This window comes from Pseudomonas sp. 910_21, assembly GCF_052850735.1.
On sequence record NZ_VXCY01000008.1, the window covers coordinates 124,952 to 144,989 of the forward strand.

General features: G+C 54.9%; 18 protein-coding genes and 1 pseudogene. 10 read left to right on the forward strand and 9 right to left on the reverse strand.

Annotated features, from left to right (window positions below; all coding sequences use genetic code 11):
* Positions 1–424: 424 nt before the first annotated feature.
* Entirely contained in the window at positions 425–1,441 is a 1,017-nt protein-coding gene (locus tag FW796_RS24055) for a DUF4760 domain-containing protein (RefSeq protein WP_446440167.1), read from the forward strand.
* Positions 1,442–1,616: 175 nt separating this feature from the next.
* Here the strand turns inward: FW796_RS24055 and FW796_RS24060 are convergent, their stop codons facing one another.
* Positions 1,617–2,780, reverse strand: a complete 1,164-nt coding sequence (locus FW796_RS24060) for an Arm DNA-binding domain-containing protein (RefSeq protein ID WP_446440168.1) — start codon at positions 2,778–2,780, stop codon at positions 1,617–1,619.
* Between the two features lie 269 nt (positions 2,781–3,049).
* The gene (locus FW796_RS24065; protein ID WP_446440216.1) at positions 3,050–3,307 is read right to left on the reverse strand and encodes a hypothetical protein; all 258 of its coding nucleotides are present in this window, start codon (positions 3,305–3,307) and stop codon (positions 3,050–3,052) included.
* A 50-nt stretch (positions 3,308–3,357) separates the two neighbouring features.
* On the opposite strand from FW796_RS24065, the gene FW796_RS24070 reads away from it, so the two are divergent.
* Positions 3,358–4,329, forward strand: coding sequence for a hypothetical protein (locus FW796_RS24070; protein WP_446440169.1), 972 nt, complete (start codon positions 3,358–3,360; stop codon positions 4,327–4,329).
* Between the two features lie 842 nt (positions 4,330–5,171).
* Positions 5,172–5,819 (forward strand): annotated as a pseudogene (locus FW796_RS24075) (hypothetical protein); the annotation flags it as partial.
* A 63-nt stretch (positions 5,820–5,882) separates the two neighbouring features.
* On the opposite strand, the gene FW796_RS24080 reads toward FW796_RS24075, so the two are convergent.
* Both FW796_RS24080 and FW796_RS24085 read right to left on the reverse strand, forming a co-directional pair.
* Positions 5,883–6,548, reverse strand: coding sequence for an RloB family protein (locus FW796_RS24080; protein WP_446440170.1), 666 nt, complete (start codon positions 6,546–6,548; stop codon positions 5,883–5,885).
* Positions 6,549–6,552: 4 nt separating this feature from the next.
* Positions 6,553–7,899, reverse strand: coding sequence for an AAA family ATPase (locus FW796_RS24085; RefSeq protein WP_446440171.1), 1,347 nt, complete (start codon positions 7,897–7,899; stop codon positions 6,553–6,555).
* 639 nt (positions 7,900–8,538) lie between these two features.
* Here FW796_RS24085 and FW796_RS24090 point away from each other — a divergent pair.
* Positions 8,539–9,555: a DUF3800 domain-containing protein gene (locus FW796_RS24090; RefSeq protein ID WP_446440172.1), complete on the forward strand. Its 1,017-nt coding sequence runs from the start codon at positions 8,539–8,541 to the stop codon at positions 9,553–9,555.
* A gap of 1,100 nt (positions 9,556–10,655) precedes the next feature.
* Here FW796_RS24090 and FW796_RS24095 read toward each other — a convergent pair.
* Positions 10,656–10,925 carry a hypothetical protein gene (locus FW796_RS24095; protein ID WP_346631863.1) on the reverse strand — a complete coding sequence of 90 codons (270 nt, stop codon included), beginning with the start codon at positions 10,923–10,925 and terminating at the stop codon, positions 10,656–10,658.
* Between the two features lie 530 nt (positions 10,926–11,455).
* Here FW796_RS24095 and FW796_RS24100 point away from each other — a divergent pair.
* The 5 genes from FW796_RS24100 to FW796_RS24120 all read left to right on the forward strand — a co-directional run bounded on the left by FW796_RS24100 (position 11,456) and on the right by FW796_RS24120 (position 14,455).
* Positions 11,456–11,641 carry a hypothetical protein gene (locus FW796_RS24100; RefSeq protein ID WP_346631862.1) on the forward strand — a complete coding sequence of 62 codons (186 nt, stop codon included), beginning with the start codon at positions 11,456–11,458 and terminating at the stop codon, positions 11,639–11,641.
* A 466-nt stretch (positions 11,642–12,107) separates the two neighbouring features.
* Complete coding sequence (locus FW796_RS24105) at positions 12,108–12,572, forward strand: hypothetical protein (RefSeq protein WP_404938807.1); 465 nt, start codon at positions 12,108–12,110, stop codon at positions 12,570–12,572.
* 398 nt (positions 12,573–12,970) lie between these two features.
* Positions 12,971–13,336 (forward strand): glycine zipper domain-containing protein, encoded by a 366-nt coding sequence (locus FW796_RS24110; protein ID WP_047302868.1) that lies wholly within the window; start codon positions 12,971–12,973, stop codon positions 13,334–13,336.
* Positions 13,337–13,445: 109 nt separating this feature from the next.
* Positions 13,446–13,607 carry a hypothetical protein gene (locus FW796_RS24115; RefSeq protein ID WP_346632082.1) on the forward strand — a complete coding sequence of 54 codons (162 nt, stop codon included), beginning with the start codon at positions 13,446–13,448 and terminating at the stop codon, positions 13,605–13,607.
* 152 nt (positions 13,608–13,759) lie between these two features.
* Positions 13,760–14,455 (forward strand): HAD-IA family hydrolase, encoded by a 696-nt coding sequence (locus FW796_RS24120; RefSeq protein ID WP_446440173.1) that lies wholly within the window; start codon positions 13,760–13,762, stop codon positions 14,453–14,455.
* Positions 14,456–14,589: 134 nt separating this feature from the next.
* Here FW796_RS24120 and FW796_RS24125 read toward each other — a convergent pair whose 3' ends face one another.
* The gene (locus FW796_RS24125) at positions 14,590–15,336 is read right to left on the reverse strand and encodes a 3-oxoacyl-ACP reductase family protein (RefSeq protein WP_346631860.1); all 747 of its coding nucleotides are present in this window, start codon (positions 15,334–15,336) and stop codon (positions 14,590–14,592) included.
* A 126-nt stretch (positions 15,337–15,462) separates the two neighbouring features.
* Here FW796_RS24125 and FW796_RS24130 point away from each other — a divergent pair, with 126 nt between their 5' ends.
* Positions 15,463–16,386 carry a LysR family transcriptional regulator gene (locus FW796_RS24130; protein ID WP_346631859.1) on the forward strand — a complete coding sequence of 308 codons (924 nt, stop codon included), beginning with the start codon at positions 15,463–15,465 and terminating at the stop codon, positions 16,384–16,386.
* A 36-nt stretch (positions 16,387–16,422) separates the two neighbouring features.
* On the opposite strand, the gene FW796_RS24135 is transcribed toward FW796_RS24130, so the two are convergent.
* The 3 genes from FW796_RS24135 to FW796_RS24145 all read right to left on the reverse strand — a co-directional run bounded on the left by FW796_RS24135 (position 16,423) and on the right by FW796_RS24145 (position 20,020).
* Complete coding sequence (locus FW796_RS24135; protein WP_446440174.1) at positions 16,423–17,151, reverse strand: aspartate/glutamate racemase family protein; 729 nt, start codon at positions 17,149–17,151, stop codon at positions 16,423–16,425.
* A 55-nt stretch (positions 17,152–17,206) separates the two neighbouring features.
* Entirely contained in the window at positions 17,207–18,754 is a 1,548-nt protein-coding gene (locus FW796_RS24140; RefSeq protein ID WP_346631857.1) for an NCS1 family nucleobase:cation symporter-1, read from the reverse strand.
* A gap of 531 nt (positions 18,755–19,285) precedes the next feature.
* Complete coding sequence (locus tag FW796_RS24145) at positions 19,286–20,020, reverse strand: phosphoadenylyl-sulfate reductase (RefSeq protein WP_346631856.1); 735 nt, start codon at positions 20,018–20,020, stop codon at positions 19,286–19,288.
* Between the last annotated feature and the right edge of the window lie 18 nt (positions 20,021–20,038).

Consider the following 20,038-nt stretch of genomic DNA (forward strand, 5'->3'; position numbering starts at 1 on the left):
GAAAGTCGGGGGTTTGTGGTTTTTGGCGTCTGAAAAATAGCCCCATGGGACTATCATGGGACTGGTGCGCTAGGTTGGTGCGTAAGGTGGCGCCAGTCACTGAATCTGTGGGTTGGCAATTCATCGGGCTACGGACGACTTGCCCAGTGTGTGACTACCTTGGTTCAAGAGTGGACCTTGACCATATTTTTAGGGCCGGGTCGGAACTACCAACTCAGTCTTCTGATCAAGTCATACCCCTTGGCATGAGGTTGCGCTTCAGCTAAATTAGGCTTACCCCTGAAGGAGCGTGCAATAGTCAGGGCCACCTTAATGGAGGGAAGCATGATGCTAGTATTGATTGGTTGCGACGAATAAGATTTAACGTCCGTGAGAAGGCCTCTCTTTAGAGGCCTTTTTTACGCTTTGAATAAGGGAATAGAAGTTGGACAAAAAACAAAAGCATGGATGCCGTCATGGTGTTTTCTTGGCTACGACGGTCATTATTAGCATTTTGCTATTCTTGAGAAAGTTTGATGTAATTCTGGAAAAATTGAAAACGCAGAATATTGACGAATGGCTTGGGTTCGTCATATTTTCCTCAATTTCTGCACTGTTAATTAACAAGCTATATGCAAAAATTTACGAAAGGTATGAAGAGACCCGTAAAGGTATAAAATACATCGCCTATTCGCTGTTCGGTATTGCAGTGGCTACCTATCTAGTACTGTGGCTCCAAGCGGATAAGGATTATCAGACCTCTTTGGCTTTGTTTGTTTCTTCAGCTTTACTCGGGGCGGGGTGGTGGGTGCAAGCTACGGTTAGCTCTGCAGCTGCACGTAAGGCCCATACCGTCAACACCATAATGAATCAGCGTAATAGTGAACTCTTCGTCACGAAAAATGATTTTGTAATGAAGATGTTTCCTCGGAAGAAGACCGTCAATCCGATTTTTAGCGAGTTCATGCTTGATCCAAGTGCCAAGAAATTCCAGAATGCTAAATTCCCTGAAGAATACATGCAGGCTGCTCGCGATCTCAGCTATGTTTTGAACTACTACGAGTTCATTTCTGTAGGGGTTTTGAATGGAGACTTTGACGAGCGATTGATGAAGGAGTGCTTCGTTGGGATCTTGGTGAATTTGGAGAAGCGCGCGTACCTCGTGATTCAGGCCTCCCAAAAGACGCAGAACGCTAAAATTTTCGAGAGCATTGTTATGCTGGTGGATCGATGGGGTGAGCAAAAGTCGATGACTACTCGCTGCAAAGATAATCAAAACGTAGAAGCGTTCGAGATGCATCCACCGCAAGAAGAAACGGAAAAGATGCTGGCAGCACCAGCAAACTCCCAAGGTGCTTCGCATGCGACATTGGCAGCAGTTCCCACGCCTCAAGCTGGTCCTACAGAGGCATCAATATCTCCTAACCAGTCAGGCTCCGCCGCAGGCACGATTAACCCTTAATCTATTTTGTGTGGATAGCCAGGGTCTGAGTTGTTTAGCAGACTGAACGCTGAATATGAATAACGTGTCCTACGTCAAATCGGCCCTCACACCGAAGTCAGGTGCGGGGGCCTTTTTGTTTGATCCTGGATACTAAATTCTCCTGGAGTGGTACGCTGGGCTAAGGGAGCTTAGTTTAAAGCTTCAGGGCTAACTGCAGCATTCCGACCACATCTGGTCCGTCTTCATTGATCCACGTTCCATAGTGCTGACGGATCATGTTCCCGTTGGTATGTCCCATCTGTTCGGCTATCCAGTCGATCGAGGCCACGCCGGTTGTCAGTAGCTGACTGGCGTAGGTGTGCCGGCACTGGCCGGGGCCGCGATAGCGAACCCCGGCCGCTAACAAATGTGCCTTGAAGAACCTGTCTCGTACCACAAAGTCATTGGCGTGGGGCTGGCCGCTTTTGGTGTTCAGGAATACAAAGTGCAGTTTGTGTTTCCTGACCGTCTTGTTGTCCCGTTCAACGACTTCGACTGTTTCCGCCTTCTTCTTTCTATTGAGTGCATCGATCTTGCGCAGTGCATCCCATGCGGGGGCGAGCAGGCGCACCTTGCGTGTCGATCGGCGGGTTTTCGTCACTCGGTAGGCTCCGCGGACCTTTGATCTGCGGAAGGTCACGGTGCCTTGCTCCAGGTCTACGTCCTCCCAGGCCAGGGCGATGGTTTCGGATACTCGAGGACCAGCCCAAATCATGAACTGAACCATCAGCAGCTCTTGTGAGCGGCTGGTCGGGGTTTCGAGGATCTGTTTGATCTCTGCTCTGGTGAATGGGTCGGGTGCCTCGGGATCTGGCAGGCGAACCATCAGACCCTCGGTGGGGTCGTGCGCAACTTTCATCCTGGTGCGGTACAGCCTGAACACCTGTCGCACGTTGCTGATGATGTCGCGGATGGTCTTGTTCTTGAGTGTCTTCGACAGGGTGCCCTGGATCCACTCCTGCAGGTCCAGGTGATCAATCGCGTTGATCTGCACCTTCCCCCAGCGTGGCCGTACGTGAACCTCCGCCTTGTTTGCGTAGCCTCGATAGCTCGATGCTGCCACGCTGTTGGCTTTGATCTTTAACCACAGATCTAGGTAGTGGCCGAAAGTGTTTTCGACCAGCTTGGACGAATTGGGGAAGTGCCTTGCGTAATCAAAGGTGCCGGTCTGGATCTCGTATTCGATGATGTCGATCAGGCGCTTTGCCTGGGCAATGGTTGCTGGTTTGTTGCCTCCTGGGATTGATTCCCTGCACTTTTCCCCGTTGTACTGAAAATAGATTCTCACGGAATTTCCGCGAGCTTCGACCCCGCTCATGTAAACCCCTAACGCTGTACTGGTGTATCGACAGTCTGATGATCGAAAACAAAAAGGCCCGTTTCCGGGCCAAGTATCTAAGTGCGCATCTTCTGGTGGACGCGGCCTATGGCTTGGGCTTGTGTTGGCGTAGATGGGCATTCAGCAACTGGCGTCGCCGACTGCATTTTTTATGATTGCCCTGGGCGCGCCACTTGCCGCACTGGTCGCAAACGCTGGTGTAGTCAATATTCCAGGGAAAGGACCGTTCGGGCGTTGTTGCGGTGTTGTTAGGCATGGCCTGACTTGCCCCCATCGGTGGGGTGGGCGAGCAGTTGGGCGACTACAGCAGCGTCTGCGTCACTCAGTTCTCCCAAGGTGCTGGCCATCTGGCTCAAGCTTTCGAGCCGGGTCCGTGATTCAGGGGTTTTATGCACCTGGTAGCCAATGACCGCCGCGCCGATGATCGCGGTGGCCACTACCAGGGCAATCAGAGCGCCATGATCGCGGTTCTTCCAGGACTGCGCCCGGGCGCCACCTTCAACCAGGGCGAGCGGGTCACCAGCGTGACGCTTGCCGGCAATCAGATGGCCATCAAATGGAAGACGCAATCCGCCGCAGTGTAGAGCGGCAATTCCCCGAACTCACCGGTGGTTACCACCTGCCACGCTTCGGCCGTGTGGTCGCGGTACCGGATGCGCCGGCGGCGCCCGGGTTGTGCGACGACTTCCGGCCGCGCTATGGCGTGGACGTCCAGGTACTGCTGCCCGACGGTGAACCCGATCCGGATCTGCCAATCCTGGCCGGCCTGCCGCTGCCGGCGCCCATGGGCGGCCAAGAGGCCGGCATGTTCGGCTTCCCCGAGGAAAACACCACGGTGGTGGTGTGCTTCGCCTATGGACTGCCCCACAAGCCCTTTATCCAGCAGATCCTGCCCCACGGCCTGAGCCTGCCCCGGGTGCCGAAAGGTGATCAGGTGTGGCAGCACAGCGAGGCCTGCCAGCAGCGGGTCGATGCCGACGGCAACTGGCTGCGCCAGACCGATGGAAAGATCCAGGACAAGGCGATCGAGCGCGAGGTGGAAGCCCTGGACAACGCCGAGCGCTTCCAGAATCACACCAGGACGGTGGACGACCATTCGACCGAGTCAGTGGGAGGGGTCAAGAAGATTGAGGCCATGGGCGCGCTCAAGCTGCTTTCAGGCGGGTCCGCCAGCCTGGCGGCCGTAGACGACCTGCACCAGGCCACCGGCCGCGACTTAAACCTGGTGGTGGGGCAGAAGCTCAACGCCACAGTGGGCGGCGACCTGCAGGAGCAGATCCAGGGGCTGCGCAAGAGCGTGAGCGGGATCAGTCAGCGTCAGCAGGCGCCCAAGACCTGGCTCGGGTCGGAGTCGGTCAACGTGCTGCAGGTGATGTGCGATCTGCTGGACCTGGTCCAGAAGATGAATGTTCAGCTGGCTGGCCACACTCACGGCCAAACGCCACTCCCTAGCAATGCCGCTGCCTTCACGTCCGACGCAGCGAAAGCTGGAGCGCTAGCTATCAAGCTCAAACCAATTACGCTGTAATTTTCAGCGTCAGTTTATGCATGCCAAAAAAAGTGATGAAATTTTATCGTCGTTTCGTACAACTCAAATAATGTTCCTATTAGAGACTGTTTATTTGGAGTGCTTTTTTGAATGACGTTTTTTCATAAAATTTCGAATGTTTTTTAGCGGCTAAAAATTGCGATCGTTTTTTTTGCTTAGTGGATTGGTAGTTGATAAGGCCCTGTTTAGGACATTATGTCCTAGTGGCGCATACCGTTTGTCGGAAAGTTCTTTGGTGTGTTGTTTAGATATGTAAACACTAGCAAACACTATAGTGCTTCAGGTTTTAGCGCAGTGACCTGAGCAAAGCCCTTTGTTTTCGGGGGTGGTCCGGCCCAGCCTTCCACTATAGAGCCTCGAAAACGAAAAAAGCCCAGCTAGGGCTGGGCTTTCACGTGCTGAAACCTGGGGTTGCTCCGGCTCAAAAAAAACCAGAAGATGCTCTCAACCACCGCTTCAGCCATTTCTCTTTGTACTCGCAATTCGAAGGGTATGGTCTAGCAAGCCCTCAGTCAACCGAGCGAAACGTGTGCAATATGCGTAAGTGCTTACGCAAGTTGTTCTAGTTGGAAGCTCGCAGACGTAAGAGCCAGCTAGGTGGTGGGAGGCAAGTTCCATTAGTGGGAGCTTTTTCATTCACTTAGCGGAGCGTTTAAACGATGAAAGTTATTTATCGCTACATCCCCGAAGAGTTGATCCGTGCATTGCAAGCCGCGTACTGGTCAATTCGTTTAGTACGCATCTTGTTGCAACCATAACGGTAATAGGCAGGGGCTTCGGCCCCTGTTTTCACTTTCACCCATCTCAATAATCACGCCGCGTTCGGCTTCCCTGAGGAAAACACTACGGTGGTTGTGTGCTTCGCCTATGGGACGCCGCACAGGCCGTTTATCCAACAGATCCTGCCGCACGGCCTGAACCTGCCCCGGGTGCCGAAAGACGATCAGGTGTGGCATCACAGCGAGGCCTGCCAGCACCGCGTCGATGCCGACGGCAACTGGTTGGGCCAGACAGACGGAAAGATTCAGGACAAGGCGATCGAGCGCGAAGTAGAGGCCCTGGATAACGCCGAGCGCTCCCAGAATCACACCAGGACGGTGGACGACCATTCGACCGAGTCAGTGGGAGAGGTCAAGAAGATCGAGGCCATTGGGGCGCTCAAGCTGCTTTCCGGCGGGGCCGCGAGCCTGGCGGCCGTGGACGACCTGCAGGAGCAGATCCAGGGCCTACGCAAGAGCGTGAGCGAGATCAGTCAGCGCCTGCAGGCGCCGAAGACCTGGCACGGGTTGGAGTGGGTCAATGTGCTGCAGGTGTTACGTAACACGTTGGGTCTGATTGAACAGATGGCTTCTCAAATCGCGAGGCATGTGCATGAAGCAGGTCCGATACCGAGCGAAGCCATATCTTGTAAGGTTGACGCAGCCACGGCATTAGCTCTGAGTACAGAGTTAAAGGCTATTATTTATTAGGTTGTATTGGTTTTCATATCTTAAATAATAAAGGGGTTTTTGTTTTTAGTTTTATTGCTAGATCTAGAGTTTTTTAGTCCCTTTTTTACCGTTTTGTACTATTTTTTCAACAAGTTTTCCAATGTTCGTAGATGGGCATCCGTGTATGCAGTTTTCAGCCTCTCTTGCTGCTTGGAGTTTATTGGCTCGGATTAGTGCGGTGCCAAAGTTCTCTTTTATTAGATCGAAGTCAATAATTGCAGCGCGCTCATGGTCATAGTTAGGCATTTCTGATGAGAGTCTTTTTTGCACCGCATGCCTGCCATCTTGGCTACCATATTCGATAAGATGGAGAAGCGGCCATATTTCGAAACAAGGATTTGAAAAGCCAACATCTATTTTGCTTTCCGCTGCAATTGCTAATGCACGCTCAACTTCAGGGTGCTCATCTCTATCAAAAACAGCCCATACTCTAAAACATGAGTCAAAACTATTTTTAATTTTTTGTTTGTTTCGGCTATCAGTCAGTTTTTCCTTAAGGTCTTTGGCGGTCTGGACAATTGTTAGTGGTACACCTGCTCCCGGTAGCGGTTTTACTTTGACTAGTCCATTACCATAGTAATTGGCGCAGCTTTCGAAGTATGTTGGTTCAGTATTTTTTCCTTCGCAGACTATGTATATTTCAACTTTGGGGTCAATTGTCTGTACGCTTCGCTTTAGAGAAGGCGCTGCCGGTATGTTTCTGGCCATGTTTTCAGTCCTCGGCCTCTTCTAATCGACGTCCTATTTTCTGGTAGTCGTTTTCCCCAAGTCCGAACATCGGGATCGCACCAAAACGACCCTCAATATATCCTTTCTCAAAGTTGTCGCTAGGGCGAATTTTTATAGAGCTTAGTGCATAAAGATAAGTGCAACCGACTCTGTCCTTTTCAACAAACCATATTTGATCCCGACGTAGTAGGCCTGCGGTCAGCATGCTCGTATCGTGAGTCGTGAAGATGAGCTGAGCCCCCCCTGGGTTTGTGTCTGGATTAGAGAATAGTCGGATTAGTTCGTGTGATACTAGTGGGTGTAATGCTATGTTTAGTTCATCAACAACTAGTATTCCACCTATTTGCAGTCTCGTAAATACTGGTCCCAATAGCTGAAGGAGTGCTTTTGTGCCGGAACTCTCGTCCTGAAGCTTTATTGGGTATGATTTGAAGTTTGAGCCGGCGTGCGCTATTTCAGTTTCGACGGTTGAAAGCGAACCTTCAAAATCTAAGCCGTTTATGTCTGTGTGCTTGCTGAAAAGGTGTTCGAACTCTTGAATCAGTAATTTTGTTTTTTCACCAATAGGTTTTTTCTTGAAGTGGATATCTGAAATTCCAATGTCTGCTGCTTTTAGGAAGCTCAGAGCCCGCTTGCGCTGCTCATCATCTTGGCTGAAATATGCTGATAGTTGTTTGTTCATGCTGTTTTCATCAGCGATATTGTCGAACCGACGCAAGAAGCCTACATCAAAGTAATCATAGATTTCTGATAGTTGTGGGTGAGCACTCTGTGCAGCGGCAGATAAGAATAGGCTATTTTCCCTAGTGATCTTGGCGATTCTTTTATTATCACCTTTTAGGTTTTTTCCAAAATAAAATGGTTCTTCTTCGGTAGCCTGCCGATGGAATAATACACTTCGGGTTTGCCTTTGTGTTTCTGGAGGGAATGAGAACAACCATTCACGATTGATAATTTCCCCATCAAGCTCAAAGCCATAATGATAGCGTATACCGTCGATTACGAAGTCCGCATCATATCGAGATGGCTCATTTCTTGAGTCGTCATCTAGTAAGAAAGGATCATAAGGCGTTCCGCGTCGAGCGGTGGCACCAGTTTGAGAGTTTCTAATGGCTGCTACATAGAAGTCTAATGCTCTCAGAATCGTAGATTTACCGGCGGCATTTGCTCCGTAGAGAGCAACCACTGGTACAGCCGAAATCCCCTTCTCAACATCGGGCGTCACTCGCAGCAGCCCCTCCTGAGGATCTTTCAAGGACGTCGCGGTAAGGGACAGTTCTTGATAATCGCGTATAGAAAGGTGGTTGGCAGTGCCAAATCGAAGGAGCATTTTTTTACCTCAAAGCGGGTTTTGTTGCGTTTTTACGCAAATAACTGTCTTCAAGGGTACATTTAGGCTCTTTGGGCCGCAATACCTGCTGTAGCAGGGGCTTCACAATGAGTTTGTGAAGTAAAAATCAGGCCTACCAATAAAAAACCTCTGAAAAAAACTTATCCCCCTCCCGCCGACGGGCTCTGTGTCCCTTTTTTGTGCAAAGCCACGTGGTGGTGCAAACCATGCCTCCACCCAGGCCCGCTGCGGGGTCTGTCGGGTGTTTGGTGATTGCACAGGGTGAAAGGTTTTGCAGATAAATGTTATTCCCGCTAGTGGTGCGATGGAGCATTCTTAAAGCAGTGACCTTTCTGAGAAGCCCAGCCCGCTTGGGGAGAGCAGAAAAAATCATCGCAATCAGACCTTTTTCATTTCTGAAAGGGATGTATCGGCTACCTGCAGGGACTGGTGGTGGAACCTCCTGTTTTGGGGCAAGAGTACCTAGCGCCGGGGCAGTTGGTGGAGGCCCCCATTTCACAGTTTGTCAAAGGAGGTTGAAGTCCATAAGGTCGATGAAATCTCACTATGCTGGCATCTTCATCTTGTGTCGCCTTGCCATGATATGCAGCTAAGAGTTCAAAGATATAGGAGTGAGGTATGCACATTTTTATAGATGAGTCCGGGAACTTTGTCTTTACGCCAGACGTAGCAGCCTGGAGCGCGGTTGCTGCTGTTGTTATCCCGGAAGGGAGTCTTGAGGAGGCCAGGAGTGCGCTAGGAGACTTCAAATCAGAGAATGGCTGTGCTCCTGCGGAAGAGCTCAAGCTTGGCGTGTTGAAGGACGAGATGAGCTACTTCCGCCTTCTAGGGCGGCTTGAGAGGGCGAATTGCACGTTGCACGGGGTGGCAACTGACGCCCACCTTAACACTCCTCAAGCCGTCGCTGCCCACAAGGAGGGTGCCGCAAGCGCAATACTCACAAACAAAGAAAAAATGTATCACGAGGAGGGACGCACGCTTATTCAAAGCACTGCTGATCTGCTTCGGAGCTTGTCAGATCAGCTCTATATCCAGCTTTTCTGTCAGGTAGAACTCATGCAGTTAGTGCTCCAGCAATCACTCCTTTACTACCCGCAGAACTCCCCGGAGACCTTGTCTGGATTTGTGTGGCGTGTTGACCGGAAAGCTCGCGAGAAAAAGACCGAGTATGAGTCTGCTTTTGAAACGCTATCTCCTGTGTATTTACAGTCGATGTCTCTCAGTTCCCCCTTGGTCACCTGTGAGGCGTTTGATTACAGTCACTTTTCTGGCTATGTGTTTGCAAAAGGAGAGGCACCAACCTACCTCAGGGAGAGTCACGGCATTGAGAAAGACCTAACGGGATCACTGAATCTCGGAAAAATCTTCAGAGAAGACTTTCAGTTTGTTGATTCTCAAGGCGATTTTGGGGTCCAGCTAGCGGATTTGCTAAGTGCAGGTATCAGGAGGTGTTTACGACAGGGTTTCGGAGACAATCTCAGAGCTGCCGCACTGCTCGGGCGTTTGATGGTTCAACGCCTAGTGGATCCTTCGCCATTGAAGTTTGTATCGTTCGGGGGGGAGTTGGCGCTCGACAGACCTCTAAATGATCTAGTCAACATGATGATTCGTCAGCAGCGAAAAGTGGTCAAGTGAAGGTTGGTTTAAGCGTAAAAAGTGTCCATATTTTGTCCACGGTGGGTGAGGGTTACCTCGGAGCATGACTGAAAGTATACCTGGGGCCTCAGGTTCCATGAGAGCCCTAGAGTTCAAGGTAAAGGGTTGATAGGTAAGCACCTGGACTGATGATTCATGACCATTTTTCAGATGAGGGCTGGGAAAAAGGTAATTTTGGTAATCGATGGGTCAAAACGGGCTGGAGCCCTTATAGAGCGTGGCTTTCAGACATTACCTTGGAGGGTAATTTTAGGTAATAAGAAAGGTAATATTTTGTTCAAGCCCTTATTTTGCTGGGGTTTGGGGTTGTTAGGTATTACTCGGACTGAAGGTAATTTTCTAACCTCTTACTTACCTTTTTATTACCTATTGATAGGTTCGCCAAATGACTGATTTCATTGGGTTTTCTTGGGGTTCTGACAACGCATTACCAAAATTACCTTTTTCCCAGGGCTCAACATAAATCGGGGGGAATGGCATTTTTGGCCTCTCGCAGCATCCTGGCTTACAAACCCATGGGACTGCCATGGGACTGGCGAGCCTCGATTTTCACGAAAGCAATCGGCCTGCAGCCCTTGTAAACCGGGCACTTGCATAATAGAAGTAACTTTGCGGGTAGTTTCGAATCTCTCCTTCACCGCCACATTCTGAAAACACAAACCCCTAATTTTCCTAGTGAAGTCGGGGGTTTGTGGTTTTTGGCGTTTGAAAAATGGCCTCTGGGGCCAATAGGGGGCTGGCAGGTGTTTTTCGGTAGCATTGAATGGATAACATCTGCTTAAAAAGTTTGCCCTTTGCGTAGTAGATGGCTGCAGCGATCTCGGCGAAATGACCGAGGCCGAATTCGACGAGCGTTAAGCGTCGGCAGCATGCGCATGAAAAGGTATTTTGTTGCTGAAGTCCCAGCTCGAATACGCAACAAGGCTCGCCTCTAAACCCCCAGCAATTGTCTGCTGGCGAGGGCTATTGTTGCGTAAGCAGTATGAGGGAATCTGTATCTTCGAAGTCGCATGTGGCTGGACTAGCAGGCTCTGGTGCGTACTGATTAAGTAAGTCACGCACCAGGCCTGGCTGAATAGTTACCACTGGCCGCTTATGAGACAGCCAACGATTTCCCAGCCGCTGTATTCCCACCAGGAATATCGATCATCGGAGCAGCTTCTGGCCAGGCTGGCCATCTGGATTTCACCAGCTGTCCGATGGGTTCCGAAAGGAGTGTCAACAGAGGCTGTCACCTGATTAACGGTCTGAGGAGCCTTGATGGGGGTCGGATGCACGGAGGCGTTCGCGACAGTTGCGGTGAAAGCGAGCGTTGCGGATACGGCCAGAGCAGCTATGGACTTTTTCATGTTCGAATCCTTTCAGGTATCTGACATGCGGCTTGTACATTAGCCTGACCTGCCTTTATCAGTAATCCGAACAGATCGGGCGCTCGCGCAGTGTGGCGCCATGAAAGCCTACTACTGTGCTGCCTTCCGCACAGTCGCTCAACAGCACTATTGACAAAATGCTAAAAGCCTGGATTTTTATTGGGGGGCCGGCCCGAGAGTTCGAGTTTGACGAGCCTGTTGTTAATGTTTTCCCTGAAATGTCTCCATTTCTAGGCGGGTACACCGCCACCCCATGAAGCAATTGGAAGCAAAGCCCCCGCTAATTTCTAAATGGACGTGCTGCCATATCAAGCGGCCGTCGGGTTCATGAGTCCGGAAATTTGCTCTGGATCATTTTTTTCTCTGGTCTCTTGCCGCTCGTCGGTGCTTGCCTGGTTTGGACGGCAGGTCTACAAATGACTGGCTAGTCTGAGACGCCGTGACGGTTAGTATTTTCCAGGCAATCAGGAGCTTGCCGGTACTGATCGGTTGTTGGAGGGAGCTGGGATATGAGGAGTCTTGCCTATATCGAAGACAACGGGGATGAGTTCCCAATCAACAACTTGGTGCGTTGCGGTCAGGCCGCATTCGATGTTGAAGAACAATCCCGGGTCAGTAGCAGGAAAAAAACTGCAACGCTGCCGGTAGCCAGTAATACGATGTTCTTTCCCAAGGCCATGCCAAAGAGAAAGTAATATTTAGTTCTGAGTGCCCCGTTTGATGCGGGGCTTTTTATTGTCCGCAAAAAGTTAAATCCGGACGTCTATCAGGATTGAAGTTGCAATCCGAGGGTATGGGTAATTTGAGGAAAATCCTGATATGGCCAACAGCCCTGTTGGCGATAGAGCTTCCTGTTTGCGCCGGACGATGCTCTGTGAAGGGGCTTGGGTGGTTCTGCTGGAGGTGAGGGCCGGTCACAAAGTTGTCAGGTTCATTTGCGGTGGTTGATTGAGGTCATAACTTTCTTGGTCATTGTTTGTGTATTAATTTTTTTTCCAATTTTGGGTAGTCGTATTAATTGTTTGTCGCCAGTGAGATGGGTTAAGTAAAGAGGCATCCTTTGTGCTTTTAGGAATTTTCTTATCTCAATTGGCTATAACTGGCGATATGTTCTTTATCCCGATTCAAACGGGGCTGCGCATCCAGCGATGATGCCTTTATATGAAAAGCGATAAGGAAATAAACGTGAAAGCTATTTTCAAACTCCTCGCACTGTCCACTCTCGTAGCCGCAGCCTCTGGTTGCACCAGCTACAACATCAGCCAGCCATCGTCGCCCATCGATAGCCAGGTCAAGGCTGACCTGAAGGCAGATGTAGCAGTGGGCGAGGCAATTTCGGGCCAGTCGTCGGTGAATATCCTCTTTGGTTTCCTGCAATTTGGTGGCGATAACCAGTTTGCTGATGGTGTGACCTACGGCGGCGATACCGGCGGCGGTCTGGGTGGTCTGGGCCTGGATCCAGTGAGTGCAGTCAAGTCGGCTGCTGCCTTCAAGGCGGTCAAGTCTTCCGGCGCCGACCTGATCGTGGCTCCACGCTATGAAGTCAGCGAAGAAAACTACTTCGTCTTCAAGAAAGTCTCGGTCACTGTCAAAGGCAACAAGGGCAACATTCGCAGCATTCGCTGAGAACACTGTTGCCAGTGAGCGTTCAGGCCGCTATCGAAGCGGTGGCGGGGCAGCCAACCAAGGGGCTGACCTGCATTGATCGGCTTCGAGCATCTTCAGAAGGTGAACTGAAGATGTTGGCAGGATGAGAAATGGTGTGATCCGCGTCTGTTGCTCCCAGTCGCGGGTACTTTTCACAGAATCTTCACATCTGCCTGAGTACGCTCAAACCATCCGTTAAAAGCAATACCCCTAGCCCGTTCCCCAGCGGGCTTTTTTTTGCGCGGCGATAAAACTCTTTTAGAATCCGCTGTCCAAGCCACCGGAGAGCAACCGGGTGTTGCCGTGACGCTCCGTAGCAGGGCGCGCGGCGCTGGGCTTTTGTGTCAGTTCGACAGTCTTTTTTTGAGGTTCAAGTCATGCGTTCAACTCTACCTGCCCTGGTTGTGGGACTTCTGCTGGCTCAAGGCGCGATGGCCGGCGATGGCACTGCCGCCATTGGCGGCGGTCTCGGCGGTGCGCTGGGCAACGTGGTCGGGCAACAGCTCGGCGGCAGTACCGGCGCGGCCATTGGTGCGGGAGTTGCCGGGGCTGCCGGTAGTGCGGCGGGCGCGCGCAAGGGCAGCCGGGCCAAGGCCGCGATAGGCGGTGGTCTGGGTTCGGCCGGTGGCTCGCTGATCGGCAATCGCCTGGGCGGCAGCACCGGTTCCACCGTGGGTGCCGGCATTGGTGGTGCGGCGGGCGGTGCCCTGGGCAGCAGCATGGGGCACAAGAAGCGTCATTGATTTAGGCGCAACGTTCAAAAAACCCGGCCCTGCGCCGGGTTTTTTGTGCGCGTTACCCAGGGCTTCGCCATACTTGATGCAGCCAGTCCCGCTGTTTAAGGAGAGGATCATGCCCCGCGAAATGCCAGGTAATGTCGAGCCAGCCCCAGCGCAACCGCTGGTGATCAATGACCCGGGGAATGAAGATCCCGGCTCCTTGATGGATGATGCGCTGGTGCCGCTGCAGGAAGGACCTGAAGAAGGTGACGACGAGCTCGATCCTGGCGACTGAAACTATCCTGCTCCCTGTGCCATGCCCCTCGGTTGCTCCTGAGCCAGCCCCGCCGCTATGCTGCTGAACCCTTTAATTGACGTGTTGCCGAACATAACGGGCCGTACCTGAGCCGCTCCCTGGAATGTACTTTTGCTAACGGATCAGATGCGATGAATGCACAGTTGAATGATTTGGGGCCGATCAAGGCGGTCATTTTCGATATGGACGGTCTGCTCCTGGATACCGAAGGTATCTACACCGAGATCACGCAGTTGATCGCCGAGCGTTATGGCCGCACCTACGATTGGACCATCAAGCAAAACATCATCGGACGTGGCGCCGCCGATCTGGCGCGTTACGTGGTCGAGGCACTGGACCTGCCCATCAGCGCCGAAGAGTTCCTGGTCATGCGTGAGCCATTGATGCGTGAGCGCTTTCCTCGAGCCGAGGCCATGCCGGGGGCTCAGCAACTGGTGCGTCATTTGAAGCAGCACCAGGTGCCTATCGCAGTGGGCACCAGCTCGTCGCAGATGTCCTTCGGCGAGAAAATCACCCGTCATGGCGATTGGTTCGCGCTGTTCGACACCATTGTCACCGCCGATGATCCGGAAGTGACGGCGGCCAAGCCGGCGCCGGATATCTTTCTCACGGCAGCCCGGCGCCTGGGTGTGGCTCCAGAGGAATGCCTGGTGTTCGAGGACTCGCCCTTCGGCGTGACGGCTGCCAAGGCCGCGGGGATGCGGGTGCTTGCGGTGCCCGATCCGGCCATGGCGGATACCAAGTTCGCCCACGCTGACGGGATTCTGCGCTCGCTCAAGGGGTTTCAGCCCGCCGCCTGTGGTTTGCCGCATCTGGTCTGGGTCTGAAGTCAGCAGATCGCTGTTAGAGAGAAGCAGGGCGTTGCGCGCCGGTTCGCCCTCTGCGGCAGCGGCTGGCGGATGCTGCGTAAGCAACCGGGCCCCCTGATACAGGTGGCCCGGTTATTTTTTGTGTTGACCGATCAGGCGCTGAAACCGCCGTCGATGCTCAAGCTGGCGCCGGTGATGTAGGCCGCTTCGGGCCCGGCCAGATAGGCCACGAAGCCAGCGATTTCCTCGGCCCGGCCATAGCGACGCACGGCCATGAAGTCCATCAGACTGTCGGCAAAATCGCTGTCGGCCGGGTTCATGTCGGTGTCCACTGGTCCGGGCTGGACGTTGTTGATGGTGATGCCCCGCGGGCCCAGGTCCCGTGCCAGGCCTTTGGTCAGGCCCACCAGTGCAGCCTTGCTCATGGCGTAGGGGCCGCCACCGGCAAAGGGCATGCGCTCGGCGTTGGTGCTGCCAATGTTGATGATGCGTCCGCCTTCGCCCATGTGGCGTGCGGCCTCCTGGGTGGCGATGAACACACTGCGCACGTTGATGGCCAGGGTCTGATCGAAGTCTTCCAGTTTGAATTCGTCCAGCGGCGCCACCGCCAGTACGCCAGCGTTGTTCACCAGGATATCGAGGCGTCCGAAGGCCTGGACGGTGCTGTTCACGGCATCGCGAATGGCGCCGGCGTCGGCACTGTCGGCTTGTATCGCCAGGGCCTTGCCGCCCTTGGCGATGATGCTGTCCTGCAGGGTTTGCGCCTTGTTCGCGGAACTGATGTAGGTGAAGGCGACGCTGGCGCCTTCGGCCGCCAGGCGCTCGACGATGGCGGCGCCGATGCCGCGGGAACCGCCTTGGATCAAGGCCACTTTGCCGCTGAGGTTGTGCTTGCTCATGTGCTTCTCCAGAGATTGAAGGGCGGGTTGCCTTGTGCTTTGCGTCGAGTATCGACCGTCGATTGGCCGCTGTGTAGCAGGTAATCCCTATACTCTGTGTAAACCAAAAGTTTGGAATGCCCGGTAATGGAAGCTTTCAGCAGTATCGAATGTTTTGTCCGCAGCGCTGAAGTCGGCAGCTTTGCCGAGGCCGCGCGACGCTTGGGATTGACCCCGGCCGCGGTAGGAAAAAGCGTGGCCAAGCTGGAGGCCCGGGTCGGTGTGCGGCTGTTTCAGCGCAGTACTCGACGTTTGACCCTGACCGAAGCCGGACGCTTGTTCCTGGCAGAAGTCAGTGACAGCCTGCTGACCATCCAGAATGCCGTGAGCAGCCTGTCCAACGTCCAGGGGCGTCCGGCGGGCACGCTCAAGGTCAGCATGGGAACGGTGTTTGGCTGTCTGTACATAGTGCCGATGCTGGGGGCCTTCCTGCAGCGTTACCCGGACATCCAGCCGGACTGGCATTTCGACAATCGCCAAGTGGACCTGATCGGCCAGGGCTTCGACGCCGCCATCGGTGGCGGTTTCGAACTGCCGCAAGGGGTGGTCGCCCGTCGCCTGTCACCGGCCCATCGGGTGCTGGTGGCCAGCCCGGCCTATCTCGCAGGGCGGGCGTCGATTGGCGAGCCGGAGGATCTACGGCACTGCCGGGGGATTCTGATTCGCTCACCGCAGACCGGGCGCATCCGCACCTGGCAACTGACTGGCCGCGCCGGCGGTGTGCGCCCACTGGAGCTCAAGGCCAGCATGACCATGAGCGATTCCGAAGCGGCTTGCGTCGCTGCGGCCCAGGGACTGGGGCTGGCCCTGGTGAGCATGCCGTTTGCCGTCAACTACCTGCGCAGCGGCGCTCTGCAGCGGGTCTTGCCGGATTGGTACGTCGATGACGGCTACACCTCGATCTACTACGCCGAACACAAGATGCTCCCGGGCAAGACCCGGGCCTTCGTCGACTTCGTCATCGAGCAGTTCGCCGAACAGGGCCTGGCGCAAACCTTCAGCGCCCTGTAGGCGCCGGCTTGCCGGCGAATCCGCTCGTGGCCTGGCTCAGCGCCCCAAGCGCATCGGCCAACCCAGCACTTTCTTCGGCCGCGGCGTTGCATAGGTCCGCACCTTCGATGTGGACAACCCCAGGCGTACCAACGACTCGGCGATGGTCACCGCCGCCGTGACCCCGTCCACCACCGGCACCCCGGTGCGCTGGCGGATCTGCTCATCCAGCCCCGCCATGCCGCCACAACCCAGGCAGATGACCTCGGCCTTGTCCTGGGTCACCGCCAGCTCGGCCTGGCGCACAATGGATTCCACCGCCCGTAGTGGGTCTTCTTCCAGTTCCAGTACCGCCAGGCCGCTGGCCCGCACCGAGGCGCAGCGCTCATACAGGCCGGACAGCTTCAGCCGGTCCTCGATCAGTGGCACGGTACGATCCAGGGTGGTCACCACCGAGTAGGCGTGGCCAAGGAACATCGCCGTGCTGGCGGCGGCGTCGGTGATGTCCACCACCGGAACATCGAGCAACTCCTGCAGACCTTCGCGGCCGTGTTCGCCATAACCGGCCTGGATCACCGCGTCATAGGGCTGGTCGTAGGCCAGTACGCGATCCATCACGGCGATGGCCGCCAGGTAGCTTTCGAAGTTGCCTTCCACCGATTCGGCGCCGAAGTAGGGGGTCAGTCCGACGATTTCCGTGCCCGGCGCTGCCACGCTTTGTGCCTGGCGGGCGATGGCCTGGGTGATGCTGTCGGTGGTGTTGACGTTGACCACGAGAATGCGCATGGGGGTTCCTTACAGGTTGGGCAGTTCAAGGCCCGGCGCGCCGGGCCGTTCAGGTTCAATGACTGACGTTGTCCACGGCGATGGATTCGCCGCTGACATCGGCGTACCCGGGTTGGCGCTTGGCGATGATCAGGTACAGCAGGCCGGCGATACCGGCGCCGATCAGCCAGGAAAAGGGCGAGACGCTGGCAAAGCCCGGCACCAGGGCCAGCACGATGGCAATCAGCGCGGCGGGCACGAAGGCCGCCACCGCCCGCAGATTGACCCCGCGGCTGTAGAAGTACGCGCCTTGCGGGTCTTCGCTGTACAGCTGCGGCACGTGGATCTGGGCTTTGCGCAGGATCCAGTAGTCCACCATGATCACCCCGTACAACGGGCCCAGCAGGGCGCCCAGGCCGGAGAGGAAATACACGATCACCAGCGGGCTGTTGTACAGGTTCCACGGCAGGATCAGCACCGCCAGCGCGGCACTGATCAGCCCGGCGCGGCGGAAGGTCAGGTACTTGGGCGCGAGATTGCTGAGGACGAAGGCCGGGGCTACGAAGTTGGCCATGATGTTCACAGCGACGGTGACGATCAGGAACGCCAGGCAGCCCAGGACCAGAAACAGGGTGTTGGGGATCGAGGCGATGATCTGGGTCGGACTTTCGATGACCTGGCCGTTGATCTGGAACTGTGCGCCGCACAGCAGCACGGTGATCGTGGCGAACACCAGGATGTTCACCGGCAGGCCCCAGAAGTTGCCGACCTTGATGGTCTTGCGGCACGGCGAGGAGCGGGCGAAGTCGCAGAAGTTGAGAATCAGGGTGCCATAGATCGCCAGCCACAATGCGCCGCCGGCGAAGATCTGCCGCCACATTTCGCCACCGGTCAAAGGTTCGCGGATCGACCAGGCAATCTGCCCGTCGGCCTGGGTGTACATCCACCCGGCGAGGCAGGCCACGGTCAGCAGAATGATCGGCCCGGCGAAGGCTTCGTAGCGGCGGATCATCTCCATGCCGTAGGCGAGGATTACCAATTGCACCAGCCAGATCACCACGAAGCAGACCCAACCCAGGGTGGACAGGCCGAGGATCGAATTGTGGTCGTAATCGGCGAAGCCCGGATGGATCGCTGTCAGCAACACGCGAAATACCACCGAGGCCAGGTAGGTCTGGATGCCGAACCAGGCAATGGCGATCACCGCGCGGATCAGTGCCGGAATCTGTGCGCCATGGATGCCGAAGCTGATGCGGCTGATCACCGGGAACGGCACCCCGGTCTTCTGGCCCATGTAGCCGGACAGGTTCATGAAGCAGTACACCAGCGCCGCGCCTATTCCCAGGGACAGGAGGATCTGCCAGCCGCCCAGGCCCAGGGCGTAGAGGCCGATGGCAAAGGAGTAGTTGGCGATGTTGTGCACATCGTTGGTCCATAGGGCGAAGATGCTGTAGCCGCCCCAGCGGCGGCCTTCGACCTTGGTCGGCGCCAGGTCGCGGTTGTGCAGGCGCGGGCTGAGGATGACGCTGTCCGGATCGGTTGCAGTGATGGGCTGTTGCAGGTTGTGCGAGTGCGGCGAGGAGGGCAGATCCAGTGCGATGTTGTTGGAAGGGCTGGTGTGCATTCCGGCGGCTCCTGATTCCGGCCCTGGATGACTGTGCTTGAGCCCAAGGCTCGACAATCTTCGTCGCAGGGGAGGAATCACTGGGTTCGGGGCATCTGCAGCTTGAGTCGTGGATCAGGCGTGCGGACGGTTAGTGTATGTATGTTTTGATTTTTTTGTATACAAAACATAGATCGACTAAAGCCACTTCTGTGCCAATTGCGCAGCTATGAAATGGGCTGCTGATTTCGTTTTGTTATGAGTTGTCCCTAACTGTATGAAACAGTGAGATTAAAAATTGACCGTTTGAACAGGTATTTATTTTTCGTCAGGCACGACAGCGCATGTCATGAAATCTGACGGAAGAAAGGTCTGTAACCTTTTGGGGCGGTAGCTGCTGAAAGTGCACACAAAAATGGCACTGATAGTGACATTTATGTGTACATGTTGGTTGTGGGGGGTGGCCGGGAGCCTTGCGTTTGCCAGCGAAGGCGTCCTCAGGGGGGAGGGCTCATTCGCCGGCAAGCCGGCTGCTACAGAAGAAGGGAGGGGTCAGGCTTTGCTGATGAGGTTGCCGGCGTGCAGGCCGCATTCCTTCTGGGTGGCTTCTTCCCACCACCAACGGCCTTCGCGCTCGTGCTGGTTCGGCAGCACCGGACGGGTACAGGGCTCGCAGCCAATGCTGATGAAACCGCGTTCATGCAAGCTGTTGTAAGGCAGCTCGAGCATGCGGATGTAACCCCAGATCTCTTCGCTGCTCATCTGCGCCAGCGGGTTGAACTTGTACAGGGTGCGCTCCGGCGTGGAGAAGGCGCTGTCGATCTCCAGTGCCGCCACCTGGCTGCGGGTGCCCGGGCTCTGGTCGCGGCGCTGGCCGGTGGCCCAGGCGCTGACGGTGGACAGTTTGCGTCGCAGCGGTTCGATCTTGCGGATGCCGCAGCATTCGCCATGGCCATCCTTGTAGAAGCTGAACAGGCCCTTTTCCTTGACGAAGGGTTCGAGCTTGCTGTGGTCCGGCGAGATCAGCTCGATGTCGATCTTATAGTGCTCGCGCACCTGATCGATGAAACGATAGGTTTCCGGGTGCAGGCGGCCGGTGTCGAGGCTGAATACCTTGACGTTCTTGTTCAGCTTCCAGGCCATGTCCACCAGCACCACGTCCTCGGCGCCGCTGAAGGAAATCCACAGGTCATCGCCGAACTGGGCGAAGGCCAGCTTGAGAATGTCCTGGGCGGATTTGTTGGCATAGGTCGCGGCGAGTTCAGTGACGTCGAACGATGGGTTCATCAGGGCGGTTTCCTACAG

What these genes read in the sequence shown, in the direction of transcription:
- FW796_RS24080 (WP_446440170.1), bottom strand. Translation starts at nt 6,548, where the DNA reads ATGGCCAGAAACATACCGGCAGCGCCTTCTCTAAAGCGAAGCGTACAG.
- FW796_RS24115 (WP_346632082.1), top strand. Translation starts at nt 13,446, where the DNA reads ATGCCCCGCGAAATGCCAGGTAATGTCGAGCCAGCCCCAGCGCAACCG.
- FW796_RS24135 (WP_446440174.1), bottom strand. Translation starts at nt 17,151, where the DNA reads ATGCGCATTCTCGTGGTCAACGTCAACACCACCGACAGCATCACCCAG.
- FW796_RS24110 (WP_047302868.1), top strand. Translation starts at nt 12,971, where the DNA reads ATGCGTTCAACTCTACCTGCCCTGGTTGTGGGACTTCTGCTGGCTCAA.
- FW796_RS24120 (WP_446440173.1), top strand. Translation starts at nt 13,760, where the DNA reads ATGAATGCACAGTTGAATGATTTGGGGCCGATCAAGGCGGTCATTTTC.
- FW796_RS24125 (WP_346631860.1), bottom strand. Translation starts at nt 15,336, where the DNA reads ATGAGCAAGCACAACCTCAGCGGCAAAGTGGCCTTGATCCAAGGCGGT.
- FW796_RS24070 (WP_446440169.1), top strand. Translation starts at nt 3,358, where the DNA reads ATGGAAGACGCAATCCGCCGCAGTGTAGAGCGGCAATTCCCCGAACTC.
- FW796_RS24085 (WP_446440171.1), bottom strand. Translation starts at nt 7,899, where the DNA reads ATGCTCCTTCGATTTGGCACTGCCAACCACCTTTCTATACGCGATTAT.
- FW796_RS24105 (WP_404938807.1), top strand. Translation starts at nt 12,108, where the DNA reads ATGAAAAGCGATAAGGAAATAAACGTGAAAGCTATTTTCAAACTCCTC.
- FW796_RS24140 (WP_346631857.1), bottom strand. Translation starts at nt 18,754, where the DNA reads ATGCACACCAGCCCTTCCAACAACATCGCACTGGATCTGCCCTCCTCG.
- FW796_RS24095 (WP_346631863.1), bottom strand. Translation starts at nt 10,925, where the DNA reads ATGAAAAAGTCCATAGCTGCTCTGGCCGTATCCGCAACGCTCGCTTTC.
- FW796_RS24060 (WP_446440168.1), bottom strand. Translation starts at nt 2,780, where the DNA reads ATGAGCGGGGTCGAAGCTCGCGGAAATTCCGTGAGAATCTATTTTCAG.
- FW796_RS24145 (WP_346631856.1), bottom strand. Translation starts at nt 20,020, where the DNA reads ATGAACCCATCGTTCGACGTCACTGAACTCGCCGCGACCTATGCCAAC.
- FW796_RS24100 (WP_346631862.1), top strand. Translation starts at nt 11,456, where the DNA reads ATGAGGAGTCTTGCCTATATCGAAGACAACGGGGATGAGTTCCCAATC.
- FW796_RS24090 (WP_446440172.1), top strand. Translation starts at nt 8,539, where the DNA reads ATGCACATTTTTATAGATGAGTCCGGGAACTTTGTCTTTACGCCAGAC.
- FW796_RS24130 (WP_346631859.1), top strand. Translation starts at nt 15,463, where the DNA reads ATGGAAGCTTTCAGCAGTATCGAATGTTTTGTCCGCAGCGCTGAAGTC.